The 18,290-nt window shown below is 70.0% G+C and carries 18 protein-coding genes and 1 pseudogene; 13 read left to right on the top strand and 6 right to left on the bottom strand.

Going from position 1 to position 18,290, the window contains the following annotated elements; translation table 11 throughout:
- Position 1: 1 nt before the first annotated feature.
- A pseudogene (locus tag AB0N16_RS14695) lies at positions 2-372 on the bottom strand (pyridoxamine 5'-phosphate oxidase family protein); the annotation flags it as partial.
- Between the two features lie 59 nt (positions 373-431).
- Positions 432-1,304, bottom strand: a complete 873-nt coding sequence (locus AB0N16_RS14690; RefSeq protein WP_365796576.1) for a hypothetical protein — start codon at positions 1,302-1,304, stop codon at positions 432-434.
- Positions 1,305-1,517: 213 nt separating this feature from the next.
- On the opposite strand from AB0N16_RS14690, the gene AB0N16_RS14685 reads away from it, so the two are divergent.
- From AB0N16_RS14685 to AB0N16_RS14665, 5 genes are all read left to right on the top strand, one after another.
- Entirely contained in the window at positions 1,518-2,714 is a 1,197-nt protein-coding gene (locus tag AB0N16_RS14685) for an argininosuccinate synthase (protein WP_365796574.1), read from the top strand.
- A gap of 99 nt (positions 2,715-2,813) precedes the next feature.
- The gene (gene argH, locus AB0N16_RS14680; RefSeq protein ID WP_365796572.1) at positions 2,814-4,241 is read left to right on the top strand and encodes an argininosuccinate lyase; all 1,428 of its coding nucleotides are present in this window, start codon (positions 2,814-2,816) and stop codon (positions 4,239-4,241) included.
- Between the two features lie 177 nt (positions 4,242-4,418).
- A complete protein-coding gene (locus AB0N16_RS14675; RefSeq protein WP_365796570.1) occupies positions 4,419-5,393 on the top strand; it encodes an aldo/keto reductase in 975 nt (324 codons plus the stop codon).
- A gap of 83 nt (positions 5,394-5,476) precedes the next feature.
- Positions 5,477-6,028, top strand: a complete 552-nt coding sequence (locus AB0N16_RS14670; RefSeq protein ID WP_365796568.1) for a helix-turn-helix domain-containing protein — start codon at positions 5,477-5,479, stop codon at positions 6,026-6,028.
- Positions 6,025-7,557 (top strand): MFS transporter, encoded by a 1,533-nt coding sequence (locus tag AB0N16_RS14665; RefSeq protein ID WP_365796566.1) that lies wholly within the window; start codon positions 6,025-6,027, stop codon positions 7,555-7,557. Before AB0N16_RS14670 ends, AB0N16_RS14665 begins: the two co-directional genes overlap by 4 nt.
- Positions 7,558-7,561: 4 nt before the next feature.
- On the opposite strand, the gene AB0N16_RS14660 is transcribed toward AB0N16_RS14665, so the two are convergent.
- Both AB0N16_RS14660 and AB0N16_RS14655 read right to left on the bottom strand, forming a co-directional pair.
- On the bottom strand, positions 7,562-9,196 hold the full coding sequence (locus AB0N16_RS14660) for a multicopper oxidase family protein (RefSeq protein ID WP_365796564.1): 1,635 nt from the start codon (positions 9,194-9,196) through the stop codon (positions 7,562-7,564).
- A 162-nt stretch (positions 9,197-9,358) separates the two neighbouring features.
- Positions 9,359-10,030, bottom strand: coding sequence for a lysophospholipid acyltransferase family protein (locus AB0N16_RS14655; RefSeq protein ID WP_089103180.1), 672 nt, complete (start codon positions 10,028-10,030; stop codon positions 9,359-9,361).
- Positions 10,031-10,351: 321 nt separating this feature from the next.
- Here AB0N16_RS14655 and AB0N16_RS14650 point away from each other — a divergent pair, with 321 nt between their 5' ends.
- From AB0N16_RS14650 to AB0N16_RS14640, 3 genes are all read left to right on the top strand, one after another.
- Positions 10,352-11,530 carry a glycerophosphodiester phosphodiesterase gene (locus tag AB0N16_RS14650; protein WP_365796562.1) on the top strand — a complete coding sequence of 393 codons (1,179 nt, stop codon included), beginning with the start codon at positions 10,352-10,354 and terminating at the stop codon, positions 11,528-11,530.
- Between the two features lie 74 nt (positions 11,531-11,604).
- Complete coding sequence (locus AB0N16_RS14645) at positions 11,605-12,111, top strand: sigma-70 family RNA polymerase sigma factor (protein ID WP_365796560.1); 507 nt, start codon at positions 11,605-11,607, stop codon at positions 12,109-12,111.
- Between the two features lie 44 nt (positions 12,112-12,155).
- Positions 12,156-12,653 carry a GNAT family N-acetyltransferase gene (locus AB0N16_RS14640; protein WP_365796558.1) on the top strand — a complete coding sequence of 166 codons (498 nt, stop codon included), beginning with the start codon at positions 12,156-12,158 and terminating at the stop codon, positions 12,651-12,653.
- Between the two features lie 295 nt (positions 12,654-12,948).
- Here AB0N16_RS14640 and AB0N16_RS14635 read toward each other — a convergent pair whose 3' ends face one another.
- Positions 12,949-13,368 (bottom strand): hypothetical protein, encoded by a 420-nt coding sequence (locus tag AB0N16_RS14635; protein ID WP_365796556.1) that lies wholly within the window; start codon positions 13,366-13,368, stop codon positions 12,949-12,951.
- A 1-nt stretch (position 13,369) separates the two neighbouring features.
- The gene (locus AB0N16_RS14630) at positions 13,370-13,729 is read right to left on the bottom strand and encodes a hypothetical protein (RefSeq protein ID WP_365796554.1); all 360 of its coding nucleotides are present in this window, start codon (positions 13,727-13,729) and stop codon (positions 13,370-13,372) included.
- Between the two features lie 69 nt (positions 13,730-13,798).
- On the opposite strand from AB0N16_RS14630, the gene AB0N16_RS14625 reads away from it, so the two are divergent.
- The 5 genes from AB0N16_RS14625 to AB0N16_RS14605 all read left to right on the top strand — a co-directional run bounded on the left by AB0N16_RS14625 (position 13,799) and on the right by AB0N16_RS14605 (position 18,249).
- Complete coding sequence (locus AB0N16_RS14625) at positions 13,799-14,446, top strand: HAD family hydrolase (RefSeq protein ID WP_365796552.1); 648 nt, start codon at positions 13,799-13,801, stop codon at positions 14,444-14,446.
- Positions 14,447-14,766: 320 nt separating this feature from the next.
- On the top strand, positions 14,767-15,810 hold the full coding sequence (locus tag AB0N16_RS14620; RefSeq protein ID WP_365796550.1) for an ATP-binding cassette domain-containing protein: 1,044 nt from the start codon (positions 14,767-14,769) through the stop codon (positions 15,808-15,810).
- A 20-nt stretch (positions 15,811-15,830) separates the two neighbouring features.
- On the top strand, positions 15,831-16,541 hold the full coding sequence (locus AB0N16_RS14615) for a methionine ABC transporter permease (RefSeq protein ID WP_365797117.1): 711 nt from the start codon (positions 15,831-15,833) through the stop codon (positions 16,539-16,541).
- A 77-nt stretch (positions 16,542-16,618) separates the two neighbouring features.
- Complete coding sequence (locus AB0N16_RS14610; protein WP_365796548.1) at positions 16,619-17,455, top strand: MetQ/NlpA family ABC transporter substrate-binding protein; 837 nt, start codon at positions 16,619-16,621, stop codon at positions 17,453-17,455.
- Between the two features lie 164 nt (positions 17,456-17,619).
- Positions 17,620-18,249 carry a GNAT family N-acetyltransferase gene (locus tag AB0N16_RS14605; RefSeq protein WP_365796546.1) on the top strand — a complete coding sequence of 210 codons (630 nt, stop codon included), beginning with the start codon at positions 17,620-17,622 and terminating at the stop codon, positions 18,247-18,249.
- The last annotated feature ends 41 nt before the right edge of the window (positions 18,250-18,290 follow it).

The following is an 18,290-nucleotide window of genomic DNA, read 5'->3' as shown; positions in this document are numbered from 1 at the left end:
CTCAGACGGTAGACGGCGGCAGCGGCAACGGCAGCCCGGGTAGGCCATCCAGGCTCACCGCGACGTGGTCTTCTTCTCGAAGTACGCGCTCAGCGAGGCGTCGTCCTCGCGCGCGAACCGCTTTCCGTGCAGGTCGCGGTCGGCCTCCTACGCCATGTAGGGGACCGGGTAACCGCAGGTGTCCCGGATGAGTTCGGCGCGCACGACGATGATCGCGCGCAGGCCGTGCCGGGTCGGGTCGATGTCCGGGAAACGGGTGAGGAGTTCCCGGAAGCGCGGGTCGTCGCGGAAGACCCCCTCGCCGTGCCCGTGCACCCGCACGATGTTCGGCGACCCCTGGAAGGCGCACCACATCAGGGTGATGCGGCCGTTCCTCACTGTGGCCGCCCCGGCCGGCGCTGTACACGGGGCGGCCACAGCTGCCTGTCACGTCACTTGGTGAGCGTGCAGGCGGCCAGGGAGTCGAGGCCGGTCGGCTTGGTCGAGGTACGGCCGATCGCGATCGCGATCCGGTCGATGGTCGACTTCCGCTTGTCCGCCAGGGGGCCGAGGATCGCGTTCTGCACGAAGTTCGGGCCGCCCTGGCCGACCGTGGTCCGAAGCCGGTTGTTGGCCTCGTCGATCTGAGTCTGGAGCAGGGTGAGGTTCCGGGCGACCTCCGCCTGCGCGGACGCGGGGATCGCCGGCAGCTGCGAGGCGACGTCGGGGCAGGTGATCGTGCCCACCGCGGAGCCGCCGGTGCTCGTGCCGGTGCTGCCGGTCGACTGCTGCTGGGTGGCCGCGGTGCTCGGCGTGGCCGAGGCGGAGGCAGCGCCGGTCGCCGTACCGCTGCCCGTGTTCGTGCTCGTCCCGCTCGCGTTCAGGGTGCACGGCGCCAGCGCGTCCAGGCCGGTCGGCTTGGCGGCCGTACGGCCGATCGCCGTCGCGATCCGGTTGACGGTCGCCACGCGCTTGTCCTTGAGGGGACCGAGGATCGCGTTGTTCACGAAGTTCGGCCCGCCCTGGCCCACCGTGTCGACCAGCCGCTTGTTGGCCTCCTGGATCTGCGTCTGCAGGAGCGTGAGGTTGCGGTCGACCTCGGCCTGCGCGGAGGCGGGGATCGCGGGCAGCTGGGAGGCCACGTCCGGGCAGGTGATGGTGCCGGGCGAAGCGGCGAGGGTGCGCGCGTTGCTCGTGCCACTGCTCTTGTCGGGGGTACCGGCGAGGGCCGAGCCGGCGATGACCGCACCGGAGAGCGCCACGGCGGCAGCGCCGCCGATCAGCACGACGCGACGCTTGTTGTACTTCGGAAGAGCCCTGGACATGCGGATGCCTCACTTGGGTCAGAGGTGGGTTTACGAACGCGGCGCCGGCGTTCAGGGATGGGTACGAGAAAGCGGTTTCAATTGTTCAAGCCTCTTTCACAAATCCCTGACACCGCCCGGAAGCCCTCCGTGGCCGGGGCGGGCTGGATTGACGAAGCATGCAGACCTCTGCATACTCATGCATAGCAAGGGGATGTACGGGAGGAGGGACCCATGACCGAGCGCGTCGTACTCGCCTACTCGGGCGGGCTGGACACCTCCGTCGCCATCGGCTGGATCGCCGAGGAGACGGGCGCCGAGGTCGTCGCCGTCGCGGTGGACGTCGGCCAGGGCGGCGAGGACCTGGACGTCATCCGCAAGCGCGCCCTCGCGTGCGGCGCGGTCGAGGCCGAGGTCGCCGACGCCAGGGACGAGTTCGCCGAGGAGTACTGCCTCCCGGCGATCAAGGCCAACGCCCTCTACATGGACCGCTACCCGCTGGTCTCGGCCCTCTCCCGGCCGGCGATCGTCAAGCACCTGGTCGCCGCCGCCCGCAAGCACGGCGCCACCACGGTCGCCCACGGCTGCACCGGCAAGGGCAACGACCAGGTCCGCTTCGAGGCCGGCATCGTCGCCCTGGCCCCCGACCTGACCTGCATCGCCCCGGTCCGCGACTACGCGATGACCCGCGACCGGGCGATCGCCTTCTGTGAGGCGAAGCGCCTCCCGATCGCGACCACCAAGAAGTCCCCGTACTCCATCGACCAGAACGTCTTCGGCCGCGCCGTCGAGACCGGCTTCCTGGAAGACATCTGGAACGGCCCGATCGAGGACATCTACGAGTACACCCAGAACCCGGCCACCCCGCGCGAGGCCGACGAGGTGGTGATCACCTTCCAGGCGGGCGCCCCGGTGGCGATCGACGGCAAGCCGGTCACCGTGCTCCAGGCCATCCAGGAGCTGAACCGGCGCGCCGGCGCCCAGGGCGTCGGCCGGATCGACATGGTCGAGGACCGGCTCGTCGGCATCAAGTCCCGCGAGGTGTACGAGGCTCCGGGCGCCATCGCGCTCATCACGGCCCACCAGGAACTGGAGAACGTCACCGTTGAGCGCGAACTCGCCCGCTACAAGCGGCAGGTGGAGCAGCGCTGGGGCGAACTCGTCTACGACGGCCAGTGGTTCTCCCCGCTCAAACGCGCCCTGGACGGCTTCGTCAACGAGGCCAACCAGCACGTCACCGGCGACATCCGGATGACCCTGCACGGCGGCCGCGCGGTTGTCACCGGCCGCCGCTCCGACTCCTCCCTCTACGACTTCCACCTCGCCACCTACGACACCGGCGACTCGTTCGACCAGGCCGCGGCCAAGGGCTTCATCGACATCTACAGCCTGTCGTCGAAGATCGCGGCGCAGCGTCAACTGCGGGCGTAGCCCGACGCGACCTGGCCTAGCCAGTAGCGTGACGACCGCCTCCCCGTTCATGGCCGGGGAGGCGGTGCCACATCCGTATCTCTTCTAGGAGCAACGCAAGTGAGCAGCAACAGCGGTGACGTACGGCTCTGGGGCGGCCGTTTCGCCGACGGTCCCGCCGAGGCCCTGGCGAAGCTGTCCGCGTCCGTCCACTTCGACTGGCGGCTCGCGCCCTACGACATCGCCGGCTCGCGTGCCCACGCGCGCGTGCTGCACAAGGCGGGCCTGCTCACCGAGGACGAGCTCCAGCGCATGATCGCCGGCCTCGACCGGCTGGAGGCCGACGTCGCCGACGGCTCCTTCGTCGGCACGATCGCCGACGAGGACGTGCACACCGCCCTGGAGCGCGGCCTCCTGGAGCGCCTCGGCCCCGACCTCGGCGGCAAGCTCCGCGCCGGCCGCTCCCGCAACGACCAGGTCGCGACCCTCTTCCGGATGTACCTCCGGGACCACGCCCGGGTGATCGGCGGCCTGATCGCCGACCTCCAGGACGCCCTGATCGGCCTCGCGGAGGCCCACCCCGACGTGGCCATGCCCGGCCGCACCCATCTCCAGCACGCCCAGCCGGTGCTCTTCGCCCACCATGTCCTGGCCCACGTCCAGTCCCTGTCCCGGGACGCGGAGCGGCTGCGCCAGTGGGACGACCGCACGGCCGTCTCCCCGTACGGCTCCGGCGCCCTCGCCGGCTCCTCGCTCGGCCTGGACCCGGAGGCGGTGGCCGCGGACCTCGGCTTCGAGCACGGCAGTGTCGGCAACTCCATCGACGGCACGGCCTCCCGTGACTTCGTGGCCGAGTTCGCCTTCATCACCGCGATGATCGGGGTGAACCTCTCCCGGCTCGCCGAGGAGGTCATCATCTGGAACACGAAGGAGTTCTCCTTCGTCACCCTGCACGACGCCTTCTCCACGGGCTCGTCGATCATGCCCCAGAAGAAGAACCCGGACATCGCGGAGCTGGCCCGCGGCAAGTCGGGCCGCCTGATCGGCAACCTGACCGGGCTCATGGCCACCCTCAAGGCCCTGCCCCTCGCCTACAACCGCGACCTCCAGGAGGACAAGGAGCCGGTCTTCGACTCCTGCGACCAGCTGGAGGTCCTGCTCCCCGCCTTCACCGGCATGATGGCCACGCTCACCGTCAACCGTGAGCGCATGGAGGAACTGGCCCCGGCCGGCTTCTCCCTCGCCACCGACATCGCGGAGTGGCTGGTCAAGCAGGGCGTCCCGTTCCGCGTGGCCCACGAGGTGGCCGGCGAGTGCGTCAAGGCGGCCGAGGCCGAGGGCAAGGAACTGGACGAGCTGACGGACGACCAGTTCGCGAAGATCAGCGCCCATCTGACCCCCGAGGTCCGCTCGGTCCTCAACGTCCCGGGCGCCCTGGCTTCGCGCAACGGCAGGGGCGGGACGGCGCCGAGTGCGGTGGCGGTGCAACTGGCGGAGATCAAGGCGAACGTGGCCCAGCAGCACGAGTGGGCTGACGCGAAGAAGTAGAACTTTTCAGCGCCGGGAGGGACAGCGCCCCGCAAGGGGCGTGGGGAACTGCGCGAACAACCCCACCCACCCGCACCCGCCCACGCACCGAACCACCCGAGCTGAACGGCGAACCAAAGGTCATCGCGGGTTACGTTGGTCAATAGCCCGACGCAGCCGACCGAAACGGAGCCCGCGATGCCCTTCGCCCGCCTGGCGACCGCGACCACGCCGACCTGCCACATCGGCCTCGGCCTCGCCGCGGTCGGCCGTCCCGGCTACATCAACCTCGGCCGCGACGAAGACCTCGGCGAGGACCGCAGCGTCGGCGCCCTCCGCCACCGCACGCACGAACTCCTCGACGCCGCCTACGCCCAGGGCGTCCGCTACTTCGACGTGGCCCGTTCCTACGGCCGCTCCGAGGAGTTCCTCGCCGACTGGCTCAACGCCCGCCCCGACGCCGCCGCCGACGTGGTCGTCGGCAGCAAATGGGGCTACACCTACACCGCCGGCTGGTCGGCGGACGCCGAGACCCACGAGGTCAAGGACCACAGCGTCCAGACCTACGACCGCCAGCGCGGCGAGACCGCCGAACTCCTCGGCGACCACCTCGACCTCTACCAGATCCACTCGGTGACCCCGGACAGCCCGGCCCTCACCGACAAGGAGCTGCACGCCCGCCTCGCGGAAGCGGCCGCCACCGGCCTCACCGTCGGCTTCTCCACGAGCGGCCCCGCCCAGGCCGACGCCATCCGCGCCGCCCTCGCCGTCACGGTCGACGGCGAGCCCCTCTTCCGTACCGTCCAGTCGACGTACAACGCCCTGGAGACCTCGGCGGCACCCGCCCTCGCCGAGGCGCACGAGGCCGGACTGACGGTGATCGTGAAGGAGGGCATGGCCAACGGCCGCCTGGCCGCCGCGCACGCCCCCGACGCGCTGCGGGCCGTGGCCGAGGAGACCGGCCTCGGCTGCGACGCCGTGGCCCTCGCCGTCGTCCTGCGGCAGCCCTGGGCCGGCGTCGTCCTGTCCGGCGCGGCGACGCTCACCCAGCTCGACTCCAACCTGCACGCGGCCGCGGTCGACCTCGACGAGGACCAGCTGACCCGCCTCGCCACCCTGGTCGAGGAGCCGCACGCCTACTGGGAGCGCCGCGGCAGCCTCCCCTGGCACTGACGCCTCACCACCTCACCAGCCTCCCGTGAGTCACGCATGCCCACTGTGAGACAAAGATGTCTCACATGGGTTACTCTTGTCTCATGGCTCTCGATCGTGAGCAGGTGCTGCGCAGCGCGGCCGCCCTGCTGACCCGCAAATCCACCGCGACCATGGACGAGGTCGCCAAGGCCGCCGGGATCAGCCGGGCCACCCTGCACCGGCACTTCGCGGGCCGGGACGCGCTCGTCCGCGCCCTGGAGGCGCTCGGCATCGAGGAGTGCGAGGCGGCCCTGGACGCGGCCCGCCTGGACGAGGGTCCAGCGGCCGACGCCGTCCACCGCCTGGTCCGCGAGATCGAACCGGCCGCCGGTCTGCTGGCCTTCCTCTACACCGAGAACCAGCTGTTCGAGGGCGAGCAGCAGAACCAGGGCTGGACCCGCATCGACGAGCGCATCGCGGGCCTCTTCCGACGCGGCCAGCAGAACGGCGAGTTCCGTATCGACCTCACCCCCGCGTGGCTCACCGAGGCGCTGTACGGCCTGCTCGCCTCCGCCGCCTGGGCGGTGACGGAGGGCAGGGTCGCCCCCAAGGACTTCACCCACATGATCGTCGAGCTGCTGCTCGGCGGTGCACGACGGAGAGAGGAATCATGACCAGCACCATGCGGCCGGCGTTCGCCACGGAGACGGAGGAGAAGCGCCCGGGCCGCTGGCTCGCGCTCTCCGTCCTGGTGCTTGCCGTGTTGCTGGTAGCCGTCGACGCGACCGTGCTCGGTCTCGCGACCCCCTACATCAGCGAGGATCTCAAGCCTTCCGGCACCCAGCTGCTCTGGATCGGTGACGTCTACTCGTTCGTCATCGCGGGACTGCTGGTCTCCATGGGCAGCCTGGGCGACCGCATCGGCCGCAAGCGGATCCTGCTCGGCGGCGCGACGGTGTTCGGCGCGATATCCGTGCTGAACGCGTACGCGACGACGCCGGGGATGATGATCGCGGCCCGCGCCCTGCTGGGCGTCGCCGGCGCGACCCTGATGCCGGCCACCCTCGCCCTGATCCGCAACCTCTTCCACGACCCGCGCGAGCGCAGCCTCGCCGTCGGCATCTGGGGCGCCACCGCCTCCGCCGGTACGGCCGTCGGCCCGATCGTGGGCGGCTTCCTGCTCGAACACTTCTGGTGGGGCTCGGTCTTCCTCATCAACCTGCCGGTGATGGTGGTCCTGGTCCTCGTCGGCATCAGGACGCTGCCCGAGTCCCGCAACCCCGACCCCGGCCCCTGGGACCTGATCAGCGTCGTCCTGTCGCTGGTCGGCATGATCGCGGTCGTGTACGCGGTGAAGGAGGCCGCGACCCACGGCCTCACCGCAGTCACCGCGGCCACCGCCCTCCTCGGCACCGCGGCCCTCTACGGCTTCGTCCGCCGTCAACTCACCATGCCCAAGCCCCTGCTGGACATGCGGCTGTTCCGCCGGCGCGGCTTCAGCGGCGCGGTCCTCGCCGACCTGCTGACCGTGCTCGGCATGTCGGGCCTGGTGTTCTTCCTCTCCCAGTACCTGCAACTGGTCCAGGGCAGGCACCCGTTCGAGGCGGGCCTGGCCGAACTCCCGGCCGCCGTGGGCGCGGTGGCGGCGGGCCTGGTGGCCGGCCGGGCGGCCCGCCGCCTCTCGGTACGCGCGGTGGTCTCCGGCGGCCTGGCGGGCGTCGGCGTGGCCCTCGCGGCCCTGACCACGCTCTCGCAGTCCACCGGCTACCCGATCCTCGGCGCGGCCCTCCTGGTGGTCGGCGTCGGCGCCGGCTTCTCCTTCACGGTCACGGCGGACGTGATCCTCTCCAGCGTCCCCAAGGACCAGGCCGGTGCCGCCTCCGCGGTCTCCGAGACGGCGTACGAACTGGGCGCGGCCCTGGGCATCGCCCTGCTCGGCTCGATCGTGATGGGCGTCTACCGCGGATTCCCGGCCCCGGCGGGCACCCCGGCCGCCGCCCGCGAATCCCTGGGCGCGGCGGTGCAGGCAGCGACGGACATGCCCCCGCAGACGGCCGCCGAGATGCTGGCGGCGGCCCGGGACTCCTTCGTCCACGGCCTGCACCTGGCCTCGGGCGCGGGCGCCGCGGTCCTCCTGGCGACGGCAGCGGCGGCCTGGTTCTTGCTGAAGGGACAGGAACTGGAAGGCACCTGGTCCGCGTGACATCTCACTTCTGGTAGCCGAGGACCGTCATCATCCCGCTCTCCGAGTGGTACTGGTTGTGGCAGTGCAGCATCCACAACCCGGGGTTGTCGGCGTCGAAGTCGAGCACCAGCTTGCGGTGCGGCAGCACGATCGTCGTGTCCTTCCGGGCCCCCGCCGAGTTCAGCCCGGTGACCGAGAACGTGTGCCCGTGCAGATGCATCGGATGCCACATGTCGGTCGCGTTGATGAGTGTCAGCCGCACCCGCTCACCGGCCCGCACCGCATGCCGCTGCCGCACGTCGTACGGCTTGTGGTCGAATCCCCAGTCGTACTTCTCCATCGTGCCCGTGATCCTGATGCGCAGGTCGCGGTCGGGTACCCGGTCGTCCATGCGGACGGACTCGGCCGGCAGCAGCCGGCGGGCCGGCACGACCTCGCGGTCCAGCTCGTTCGGGCGGACATCCGGCGCCGGAAGGTTTCTTCCCTTGTCGGTACGGAGGATCGCCAGCGCCTTGCCCTTCTTGCCCTCGGCGAGTGCGACGAGCGGGAAGACGCCGTCCTTGGCGGTGACGAGGACGTCGTACCGCTCGGCCATGCCGATGAGCAGGGCGTCGGTCTTCTTGTGCTGCACGGGGTAGCCGTCGGTGTGGGTGACGGTCATGGCGTGGTCGCCCAGCGCGACCCGGAAGGCCGTCTCGGAGCCCGCGTTGATGAGGCGGATCCGGACGCGGTCGCCGGGGTTGCAGCGGAAGACGGAGGGGTCGGTGCGCAGCCGCCCGTTGGCCAGGTAGTGCGGATAGGCGACGTTGCCCCCCTCGCCGTGCAGCATGTCGCTGTGGGAATCGCGCAGCACCCGGTCGGGTCCCATCCGCTTCCTGGACTTGGACGATGTCGAGGGCGCGCTCGCCGACCGGTGCGGGCTCGGGCTGCCGTGGCCGGGGCCCATGCCCATCCCCATCGCCATCCCCATGGAGCCGCCCGGCTTGAGCTGGTCGAGCACCTGCTCGGGGTCGGAGCCGTCGATGTCGTCGACCCAGTCGTCCAAGACGACGACCCACTCCTTGTCGTAGGCGAGAGGCTCCTTCGGGTCCTCGACGATGAACGGCGCGTACAGGGCCCGGTCGGGCTGCATGCCGACGTGCGAATGGAACAGATAGGTGCCCGGGTGGGCGGCGACGAAGCGGTAGACGAAGTCCGTCCCCGGTTCGATGGGCGGCTGGGTCAGATCGGGAGCGCCGTCCATGTCGCAGCGCAGCCGCACCCCGTGCGCGTGCAGCGTGGTCTTCTCGGTCAGCCGGTTGCTGACGGTCAGGCTCAGGACGTCACCGGCGGTGACACGCACCAGCGGACCCGGAACCGACTCGTTGTAGGCCCAGCTGTGCACCGACCGGCCGCCCAGGTCCAGCATGCTCTCGGCGGCCGTGAACGTGACCATGCGGACGGGCCCGGAGCCGCGCTTCCGCTCGGCCGCGAGTACCTCCGGATCCGACGGGTTGACAAACCCCTTGGGCCCCTGCGGGACGAACGCCGCGGTCCCGGCCGTGTGCTGCGGGCCGGAGTGCGAGGGGGAGTCCGAGTCGGAACAAGCGGCCAGGAGCCCCGCGCCGACGGCAGCGAACGGAGCACTGAGCAGGGTACGCCGAGAAGGTTTCTGCATGTCTGAATAAGACATGCTGTGTGCTCATATGGCCGGTAAATGCGAAGGAATGACCGAAGTGTCGGGCCAGATTCCACCGCCAGGCGGACGTGGGCGGATGTCAGGCGGATGGCAGACAGAAGAGCACGGACACCCGGTCCGTGCCCTTCCACCGAAAGAGTGTCAGGCGGCCTTCGCCTTCGTGGCGTACATGTCCACGTACTCCTGCCCGGACAGCCGCATGACCTCGGCCATCACCGAGTCGGTGACGGCCCGCAGCACATAGCGGTCCCGGTCCATCCCCTCGTACCGGGAGAACTCCATGGCCTCCCCGAACCGGACGGTGACCTTGCCCGGCCGCGGGATGCCCGCGCCGCCCGGCTGCAGCTTGTCCGTGCCGATCATCGCGAACGGCACCACCGGCGCGCCGGTCATCAGCGTCAGCCGTGCGATCCCCGTCCGGCCCCGGTACAGCCGGCCGTCGGGGGAGCGGGTGCCCTCCGGGTAGATCCCGAAGATCCGGCCCTCGTCCAGGACCCGCTTGCCGGTCATCAGTGCGGCGACACCGCCGCTCGCGCCGTCCCGGTCCACCGGGATCATGCCGACGCCGGTGAAGAACCAGGCCATCAGCCGGCCCTTGAAGCCCTTCCCGGTGACGTACTCGTCCTTGCCGATGAAGAACACCTGCCGCTTGCTGACCAGCGGCAGGATCATCGAGTCGATGAACGTGAGGTGGTTCCCGGCGAGGATGACCGGACCGTCTCCCGGGATGTGCTCCACGCCCTCCACCTGGGGGCGGAACATCAGGCGCATGATCGGTCCGAGCACTGCCTTGATGAGCGCGAAGCGGGACAACGGGTCCTCCGATGTCGAGGGGCGGTATGAGTCTGTGCAGGTGAGGACATTACTCGCGGCCCCATGGGGAGCGCACATCGAGTACGGCCGGTTCACCGAGGTCTTACGCACTGTTGACGCTGGTTTACCTGCGGTGCCGCCCGAAAGACAGCGTGCGGCGAGGCCTTGGCGATGTGACGGAAGTCGCCGACGGGCCGTCATGACGCGCCGTCCATCAGCCATACGGCGTCACCCGGCCGTTGGGTCGGCGGTCTCCCGTCGGTCATGTCGGCAGCCCTACGATCAGCCGGCATCCAAGGGCGAAGGTCAGGAAGGGCGCTCATGAACACGAACGACTCGAACGAGCGGACGCAGGTGAACGGCGCGACCGGACGGCGGGCGCTGCTCGGAGCGGCGGTGCTCGGCGCCGGCGGTGCGGTCCTCGGACTGCCCGGCGCCGCCAGAGCGGCCGAGGCGAAGCGGTCCGGCCACGGCGGTCTGAAGAGCCTGCCGAAGCCGACGATCATCGGCCACCGCGGTGCCAGCGGCTACCGCCCGGAGCACACCTTCGGCTCCTACAACCTGGCCCTCGACCTCGGCGCCGACATCGTCGAGGCCGGTGACCTGTGCCCCACCAAGGACGGCCACCTGGTCTGCCGCCACGAGCCGGAGATCGGCGGCACCACGGACGTCGCCGACCACAAGGAGTTCGCCGACCGCAAGACCACCAAGGTCCTGGACGGCATCCCCACCACCGGCTGGTTCACCGAGGACTTCACGCTCGCCGAGCTGAAGACGCTGCGCGCGATCGAGCGCATACCGGCCAACCGCCCGCACAACACGCTCTACAACGGCCGCTGGGAGATCCCCACCTTCGAGGAAGTCCTCGAGTGGCAGGACGAGCAGACCCGCAAGCGCGGCAAGCAGGTCTGGATCTACCCCGAGACCAAGCACCCCACCTACTTCCGCAAGCTGGGCCTCGGTCTCGAGGAGCGGGTCGCGAAGCTGCTGCGCAAGTACGGCAAGGACAAGCGGAACTCGCCGGTCATCCTGCAGTCCTTCGAGCCGACCAGCATCCAGCGCCTGAACACGCTGGTCGACAACCCGCTGGTGGTCCTGCTCTCCGGGGCGAACACCCAGCCCTACGACTTCGTGGCGACCGGCGACCCGCGCACCGTCGCCGACCTGATCACGCCGCAGGGCCTGCGGGAGATCGCCGGCTACGCGCAGGGCATCGGCCCCACCCTCGACCTGGTCATCCCGAAGGACGCCAACGGCGACTTCACCAAGCCGAGCACGCTGGTCGCGGACGCGCACAAGGTGGGCCTGATCCTCCACCCCTACACCATGCGCAACGAGAACCCGTTCCTGCCCCCGGCCTACCGCAAGGGCAGTGACGCGGACGCGTACGGCAACGTCTTCCCCGTCTTCCAGACCTACTTCGAGACCGGCATCGACGGTGTCTTCTCGGACAACGCCGACACCGCGATCCTGGCCCGCGACGCCTTCGTCAACGGCTGAGACCCCGCGCCCCGTTCGGGGTGTCTCCCGGCCGCCCCGGCAACCTGCCCCGGGGCGGCCGCGTCGTTCCGCACATGACGCACGACCTGGTTGCCGCCCTGGGCCCCCTGCTCACCGCCGAGGCCTCGGCCGAGGCGTATGCCTGCGGAAGCGACCCCGGCGACCTGGAACAGACCGTCTGGCTCCGCCTCCTGGAGCGGCTGGAGACCCACGGCCCGCCGCGGGCCCCCGAGGACTGGCTGCGCAGAGCCGTCCGCGCCGAGTCCCGCCGCACCCGCCGTACGGCACGCCGCGAACGCCCCTACGGCACCGAACCCGCCGACCCCACCGCTCCCACGCCCGAACAGCGCGTCCTCGCCACCGCCCACCGCCGTGCCGTGCGTGAGGCGGTCGACCGCCTCCCCGGCCGCTGCCCCCGGCTCCTCCAGGCCCTGCTCTCCCCGAAGGACCTGACATACCGGGAAATCGCGGGGGAGTTGGGTATCTCACAAGGCAGTCTGGGGCCGGAACGTTCCAGATGTCTGGGATGTCTGCGCCGATTGTTGACGCCGGAGGTTGCGTCCCGCGAAGCACGGGGATAGGAGTGAGGACGACAGGCGATCAGGTGAGCGGGAGGCGTGCGCACATGGGCATGAGCGTGACCATCTCGGTGGCGACCGAGCAGGACGCAGAGCAGATCTTCAGGCTCCAGTATCTGTGCTTCCAGAGCGAGGCGGCGCTGTACGGCAACTACCGCATCGACCCGCTCGTCCAGAGCCTCGACTCGGTCCGCCAGGAGCTCGCCACCGACTGCGTCTTCGTCGCCCGACTCGGCGAGGAGGTCGTCGGATCGGTCCGCGGCTCGGTCACCGAGGACGGCGCCGCCGCCATCGGCAAACTCTGCGTCCACCCCCGCCTCCAGGGCCACGGCATCGGCGCGCGGCTGCTGCGCGCGGCGGAGGGCGCGTTGGAGGAGGAGCGCGGCGCCAAGAGGTTCCGCCTCTTCACCGGCCACCGCAGCGAGGGCAACCTCCGCCTGTACCGCCGGGTCGGCTACGAAACGGTAGGCACGTCGAAGGGCGCGGACGGCGTCCCGATGATCGTCCTGGAGAAGCCGGCGAGCACTTACGCGACGACGGCTTGAGTTTCAACGCCCCGCGCCGAGTGGTCGGGTGGGCGCCGGTTGCCACGGTCCCGTCGGTGGCTCCGCTGCTCGTCGGGGTTGTCCGGGGCGGGACAGCGTGACGGCGGTGGTGCCGGCCTGGCCGGCACCCGTCGCGGTCACCTCATCGCCCCACCGCTCGCTCCCGGGCTGTGGGATCCAGGACCGGCCTTCGGAGAGGGGTCGTGGTCCCGGACACAGACGGTGACACGCGCGTCGTACATCAATGGACATCGGCGACAGGGCCTTTTCAGCTCCCGCCCGCGAAGAAGCAGGCTCAGGCCGCCGCCCCCTGGGCGCCCTTCCGCAACCAGTACAGCGCGGAGATCGGCAACAGCACGGGGATGAACACGTACCCCATGCCGAAGTCCGACCACACGGTCGCATCGGGGAACGCCGACGGATCGGCCAACGTCCATGTGCCGACGGTCAGCACCCCCACCAACTCCGCCGCGCAACACACCACGGCGACTCGGCGCGCCGTCTCGCCGCCCCTCACCAGCGTGTACGTGATGAACCCGTACACCACCCCGGCGACCGCCGACAGCGAGTACGCGAGCGGCGCCCGGTCGAACTCGGTCGCGATCTGGTACACGGATCGCGACACCGCCCCGACGACCATCACGCCGTAGAACCACACGAGAAGCGTGCCCGGCCCACTGGTGAGCCGCTTCGGCCTCTGCTCCACGGTCGTCATCTCACCCTCCCCAGATGTCATAGAGCCGCACCTCCAGCACGGCCAGCACCACACCGCCCGCGGCGACCGTCACGGAGCCCCACCGGGTCCGCTCGGCCAGCGACATGAACCCCGCCGCCGGGACGCACGCGAAGGCGCCCAGCAGATACGCCACGAAGATCGTCGTACCCTGCGCCGGCTTGTCGCCCCGGGCCAGCAGCACGATCCCGGCCACCAGCTGGATCACCGCCAGCACTGACACCACGGCCATCCCGATGAAGTGCCAGTCCTTCGTCGGCTGGTCCCGGTACGCGGCCCAGCCGCACCACGCGGCGAGCAGCAGTGCGGCGACTCCGGTCACCAGCAACAGGGCATTGAGCATGCGGTGACCTTATTACGGCGGAAACGGCCGCACGCCGTCACCCCTGCCGTACGCCGTAGGGTCTAGACCATGACGATCCACGCACAAGCCCTGCTCTTCGACAACGACGGCACCCTGGTCTCCTCCCTCGACTCCGTGGAGCGCTGCTGGACCCGCTGGGCGGCGGAGTACGGCGTCACCGAGGAGTTCGCCCGAGTCGAACTGCACGGCCGGACCGCCGCGGAGATCGTCGCCGACCTGCTCCCCGCCCACCTCGTCCCGGAGGCCGTCGCGCGGGTCGAGCGGCTGGAGGTGGAGGACGTCCCCAACGGCGGCGTCCGGCTGCTTCCCGGCACCACGGCCCTCCTCGACTCCCTGCCCGCCGACCGCTGGGCCGTCGTCACCTCCGCCACCCGCCGGCTCGCCGAGGCCCGCCTGGACGCGGTCGGGATACGGCCCAAGACGCTGATCGCCGCCGACGACATCACCCGCGGCAAGCCCGACCCCGAGCCCTACCTCCTCGCCGCCCGCCGGCTGGGCGTCGACCCGGCCCGCTGCGTGGTCTTCGAGGACGCCCCGGCCGGACTCCAGGCGGGCCGCGCCGCCGGGATGACCACCGTGGCGTTGGCCACAACCCACCCGGCACACGAGCTGGACGCGGACCTCGTGGTGCAGGACCTCTCGGCCCTGTCGGCGCTGGTCACCGACCACGTCGTCGAGATCTCGACGCACCGCTGACGGGCGTCCGCCACTGTCCAGCATGCGGACAGCGACGACCTGTCAGGACCGTCCGTCTGGTTTACTGATCGCATGACCACGACGAGCGACCGCACCCCTGCGACCGAGGCGACCATGACGCCCGGTGCTCGTTGTATGTGTCGAATGTGCGCCTTCTAGAGGGCCCCCGCACCACCCGAGAGCCTCGCGCCCCGAAGCGAGCCGCCGCCGTGGCCTGTCCGTACGCCGTGAGCCGTATGTGACCCGGCTGCCCCGCGCACATTTTCCCTCCCGTACCTGGGCACACCCACGCCCGCGTACTCAACAGTGATGGAATCCCAGTGATCACCACAACGGGCCTGACGAAGATCTACCGGTCCCACCGCTCCCGCGGCCGCGAGGTCACCGCCCTCGACGGCGTCGATCTGCACGTCCGTGAGGGCGAGGTGTACGGCGTGATCGGCCAGTCCGGCGCCGGCAAGTCCTCGCTCATCCGCTGCGTCAACCTCCTGGAGCGTCCCACCGCCGGCACGGTGACGGTCGACGGCCAGGACCTCACCGCCCTCGCCGGACGCGGCCCCCGGGCCGGCCGGGAGCTGCGGCAGGCACGCAGCCGTATCGGCATGGTCTTCCAGCACTTCAACCTGCTCTCCTCCCGGACCGTCCAGGACAACGTCGAGCTGCCGCTCGAAATCCTCGGCATCTCAGGGAAGGAACGTTCCCGCAAGGCGCTGGAGCTGCTCGACCTGGTCGGGCTCGACGACAAGGCGAAGGCCTACCCGGCCCAGCTCTCCGGCGGCCAGAAGCAGCGCGTCGGCATCGCCCGCGCACTCGCCGGCGACCCCAAGGTGCTCCTCTCCGACGAGGCCACCAGCGCCCTCGACCCGGAGACCACCCGCTCCATCCTCCAGTTGCTGCGCGACCTGAACCGGCAGCTGGGCCTGACCGTCCTGCTCATCACACACGAGATGGACGTGGTGAAGTCGATCTGCGACTCGGCCGCCCTCATGGAGAAGGGACGCATCGTCGAGTCCGGGACCGTCAGCGAGCTGCTCGGCACGCCCGGTTCCGAGCTGGCCGCCGCGCTGTTCCCGGTCGGCGGCGAGGCCTCCGGCGACGACCGCACCGTCCTCGACGTCACCTTCCACGGCGAGGCCGCCACCCAGCCGGTCATCTCCCAGCTCTCCCGCACCTACAACATCGACATATCGATCCTCGGCGCCGCCATCGACACCGTCGGCGGCCTCCAGATCGGCCGGATGCGCATCGAACTGCCCGGCCGCTACGAGGACAACGTGGTGCCCATCGGCTTCCTGCGCGAACAGGGCCTGCAGATCGACGTGGTGGGCCAGGAGCCCACGCTGGTGAAGGAAGGTGCCAAGTGAGCTGGACTGATTGGTCTGCGATGCAGCCGCTGCTGTCCCAGGCGTGTTGGGACACCCTCTACATGGTCGGCTGGTCCACACTGATCGCCGTCGTCGGCGGACTCCCGCTCGGCGTCCTGCTCGTGCTCACCGACCGCGGCGGACTGCTCCAGACCGTGCTGGCCAACAAGGTCATCGGGCAGATCGTGAACGTCGCCCGCTCGATGCCGTTCATCATCCTCATGGTCGCGCTGATGAACTTCACGCGCTCGATCACCGGGACGACCATCGGCCGCGAGGCGGCCATCGTGCCGCTCGCCATCGGCGCGATCCCCTTCTTCGCGCGTCTTGTCGAGACGGCTGTCCGCGAAGTGGACGGCGGGCTGGTCGAGGCCGTGCAGTCGATGGGCGGCAACACGTGGACCGTCGTACGCAAGGTCCTCGTACCGGAGTCGCTGCCCTCGCTCATCTCCTCCACCACGACCACGATCGTCGCGCTCATCGGTTACTCGGCCATGGCCGGCACGGTCGGCGCCGGTGGGCTCGGCGACATCGCGATCCGCTACGGCTACCAGCGCTTCGAGACCGAGCTGATGTGGATCACCGTGGCGATCCTCGCCGTCGTCATCTCGCTCATCCAGTTCGCCGGTGACTACACGGCCCGCTCCCTGCACCGCCGCGGCGGCCAGTCCGGCCCGGTGCCGAAGCTACGGCTGCTGAAGGCCTCCACGGCCACCGGCAAGACCGTCTGAGCCCCTTCGGCACCCCTTCGGATTTCCCCGCACCACCCATCGCGGGGTTGCTCCACCCTTAAGGAAAGGCACTTTTCGTGCGTAACACCGCCAAAATCACCACCGCCGTCCTCGCCGCCGGAGCCCTCACCTTCGGGCTCACCGCCTGCGGCTCGGACAAGGACTCCGCCTCCGGCTCCGCCGACTACAGCGGCCCGCTGGTCGTCGCCGCGAGCCCGACCCCGCACGCCGAGATCCTGAACTACGTCAAGGACAACCTGGCGAAGAAGGCCGGACTCGACCTGCAGGTCAAGGAGTTCCAGGACTACATCGTGCCGAACACGGCGACCGAGGACGGCTCGGTGGACGCGAACTACTTCCAGAACCAGCCGTACCTCGACGACTTCAACAAGAAGCGCGGCACCCACATCGTGCCCGTCGTCACGGTGCACCTGGAGCCGCTCGGCCTCTACTCCCACAAGGTCAAGAGCGCCGACGCGCTGAAGAGCGGTGCGACCGTCGCCGTCCCGAACGACGCGGTGAACGAGGCACGTGCCCTCAAACTGCTGGCCGCCAACGGGCTCATCACCCTCAAGGACGGCGCCGGCAGCGAGGCGACCCCGCAGGACATCGCCAAGAACCCGAAGAACCTTCAGTTCAAGGAGGTCGAGGCGGCCCAGACCGCGCGCTCCCTGGACGACGTGGACGCCGCGGTGATCAACGGCAACTACGCCATCTCGGCCGGCATCAAGCCCGCCAAGGACGCCCTCGTCCTCGAGTCCGCGAAGAACAGCCCGTACGGCAACTTCCTCGCCGTGAAGAAGGGCAACGAGAAGGACCCGCGGGTGAAGAAGCTCGCCAAGCTCCTCACGTCGCCCGAGGTCAAGAAGTTCATCGAGGACAAGTACCAGGGCTCGGTCATCCCGTCCTTCTGATCGCCGTTCCCGTCGTCTTCCGGCGGCACGTATACGGCGTTTCGCCACGCACGGGGTCCACTCGCTCACCGCGGGTGGGCCCCGTCGTGCGGTTCAGTGGTTTCATGCTGCATGCTGGGCAGTTCGCACGCCCTGAAGGATTTCCGAAGGTTACGGAGTGGCGCATGACTAGCACCTTCCCCAACATCTCCATCAGCACGGAGCGGTTGGTGCTGCGTCCCCTCGACGAGGACGACGTGCCCGCCCTGGCCGAGATGATGAACGACGAGCAGGTCGCCGCCTGGACCGACGTGCCTCAGCCGTTCACCGAGGACGCGGCGCGGCACTGGATCACCCAGTACGCCCCCGCCGAACGCACCGACGGCCGGGGCCTCGATCTCGCGGTCACCGAGTTCCTCACCCAGCGACTGGTCGGCGTCATCCAGCTCACCAAGACCAACTGGCACATCCGGTCGACCGAGTTGTCGTACATCATCGCCCCCTGGGCCCGCGGCGAGGGTTACGCCTCCGAGGCCGCGCTCGCCACGGCCCAGTGGCTCTTCGGCGACCAGAAGCTCGAACGCGTCGAGATCCGCACCGCCGCCGACAACACCGCCTCCCAGCAGGTGGCCCAGAAGATCGGCGGTATCAGCGAGGGCGTGCTGCGCAACGCCTGCATAGTCCACGTCCGCACCGAGGACGGCACCTGGGCGGACGTGCGCACCGACTTCATCGTGTGGAGCCTGCTCCCGGAGGACCTGGAAGGCGCGGGCGAGGAACTCGCCGAGAGCGGTGGCTTCACCTCCTGGAACTGACGCCGACGGGATTCGCCCCGTCGCGCGCCGGACAGCTCCAC

It is taken from the genome of Streptomyces sp. NPDC051105 (assembly GCF_040682795.1).
Classification (GTDB): Bacteria; Actinomycetota; Actinomycetes; order Streptomycetales; family Streptomycetaceae; genus Streptomyces.
The sequence above is the reverse complement of the archived record's forward strand: the minus strand, read 5'-3'. Positions and strand labels throughout refer to the sequence as shown.

What these genes read in the sequence shown, in the direction of transcription:
- AB0N16_RS14690 (WP_365796576.1), bottom strand. Translation starts at nt 1,304, where the DNA reads ATGTCCAGGGCTCTTCCGAAGTACAACAAGCGTCGCGTCGTGCTGATC.
- AB0N16_RS14630 (WP_365796554.1), bottom strand. Translation starts at nt 13,729, where the DNA reads ATGCTCAATGCCCTGTTGCTGGTGACCGGAGTCGCCGCACTGCTGCTC.
- AB0N16_RS14605 (WP_365796546.1), top strand. Translation starts at nt 17,620, where the DNA reads ATGACTAGCACCTTCCCCAACATCTCCATCAGCACGGAGCGGTTGGTG.
- AB0N16_RS14670 (WP_365796568.1), top strand. Translation starts at nt 5,477, where the DNA reads ATGGCTCTCGATCGTGAGCAGGTGCTGCGCAGCGCGGCCGCCCTGCTG.
- AB0N16_RS14640 (WP_365796558.1), top strand. Translation starts at nt 12,156, where the DNA reads ATGGGCATGAGCGTGACCATCTCGGTGGCGACCGAGCAGGACGCAGAG.
- AB0N16_RS14685 (WP_365796574.1), top strand. Translation starts at nt 1,518, where the DNA reads ATGACCGAGCGCGTCGTACTCGCCTACTCGGGCGGGCTGGACACCTCC.
- AB0N16_RS14615 (WP_365797117.1), top strand. Translation starts at nt 15,831, where the DNA reads ATGCAGCCGCTGCTGTCCCAGGCGTGTTGGGACACCCTCTACATGGTC.
- AB0N16_RS14665 (WP_365796566.1), top strand. Translation starts at nt 6,025, where the DNA reads ATGACCAGCACCATGCGGCCGGCGTTCGCCACGGAGACGGAGGAGAAG.
- AB0N16_RS14645 (WP_365796560.1), top strand. Translation starts at nt 11,605, where the DNA reads ATGACGCACGACCTGGTTGCCGCCCTGGGCCCCCTGCTCACCGCCGAG.
- AB0N16_RS14625 (WP_365796552.1), top strand. Translation starts at nt 13,799, where the DNA reads ATGACGATCCACGCACAAGCCCTGCTCTTCGACAACGACGGCACCCTG.
- AB0N16_RS14650 (WP_365796562.1), top strand. Translation starts at nt 10,352, where the DNA reads ATGAACACGAACGACTCGAACGAGCGGACGCAGGTGAACGGCGCGACC.
- AB0N16_RS14675 (WP_365796570.1), top strand. Translation starts at nt 4,419, where the DNA reads ATGCCCTTCGCCCGCCTGGCGACCGCGACCACGCCGACCTGCCACATC.
- AB0N16_RS14660 (WP_365796564.1), bottom strand. Translation starts at nt 9,196, where the DNA reads ATGCAGAAACCTTCTCGGCGTACCCTGCTCAGTGCTCCGTTCGCTGCC.
- AB0N16_RS14635 (WP_365796556.1), bottom strand. Translation starts at nt 13,368, where the DNA reads ATGACGACCGTGGAGCAGAGGCCGAAGCGGCTCACCAGTGGGCCGGGC.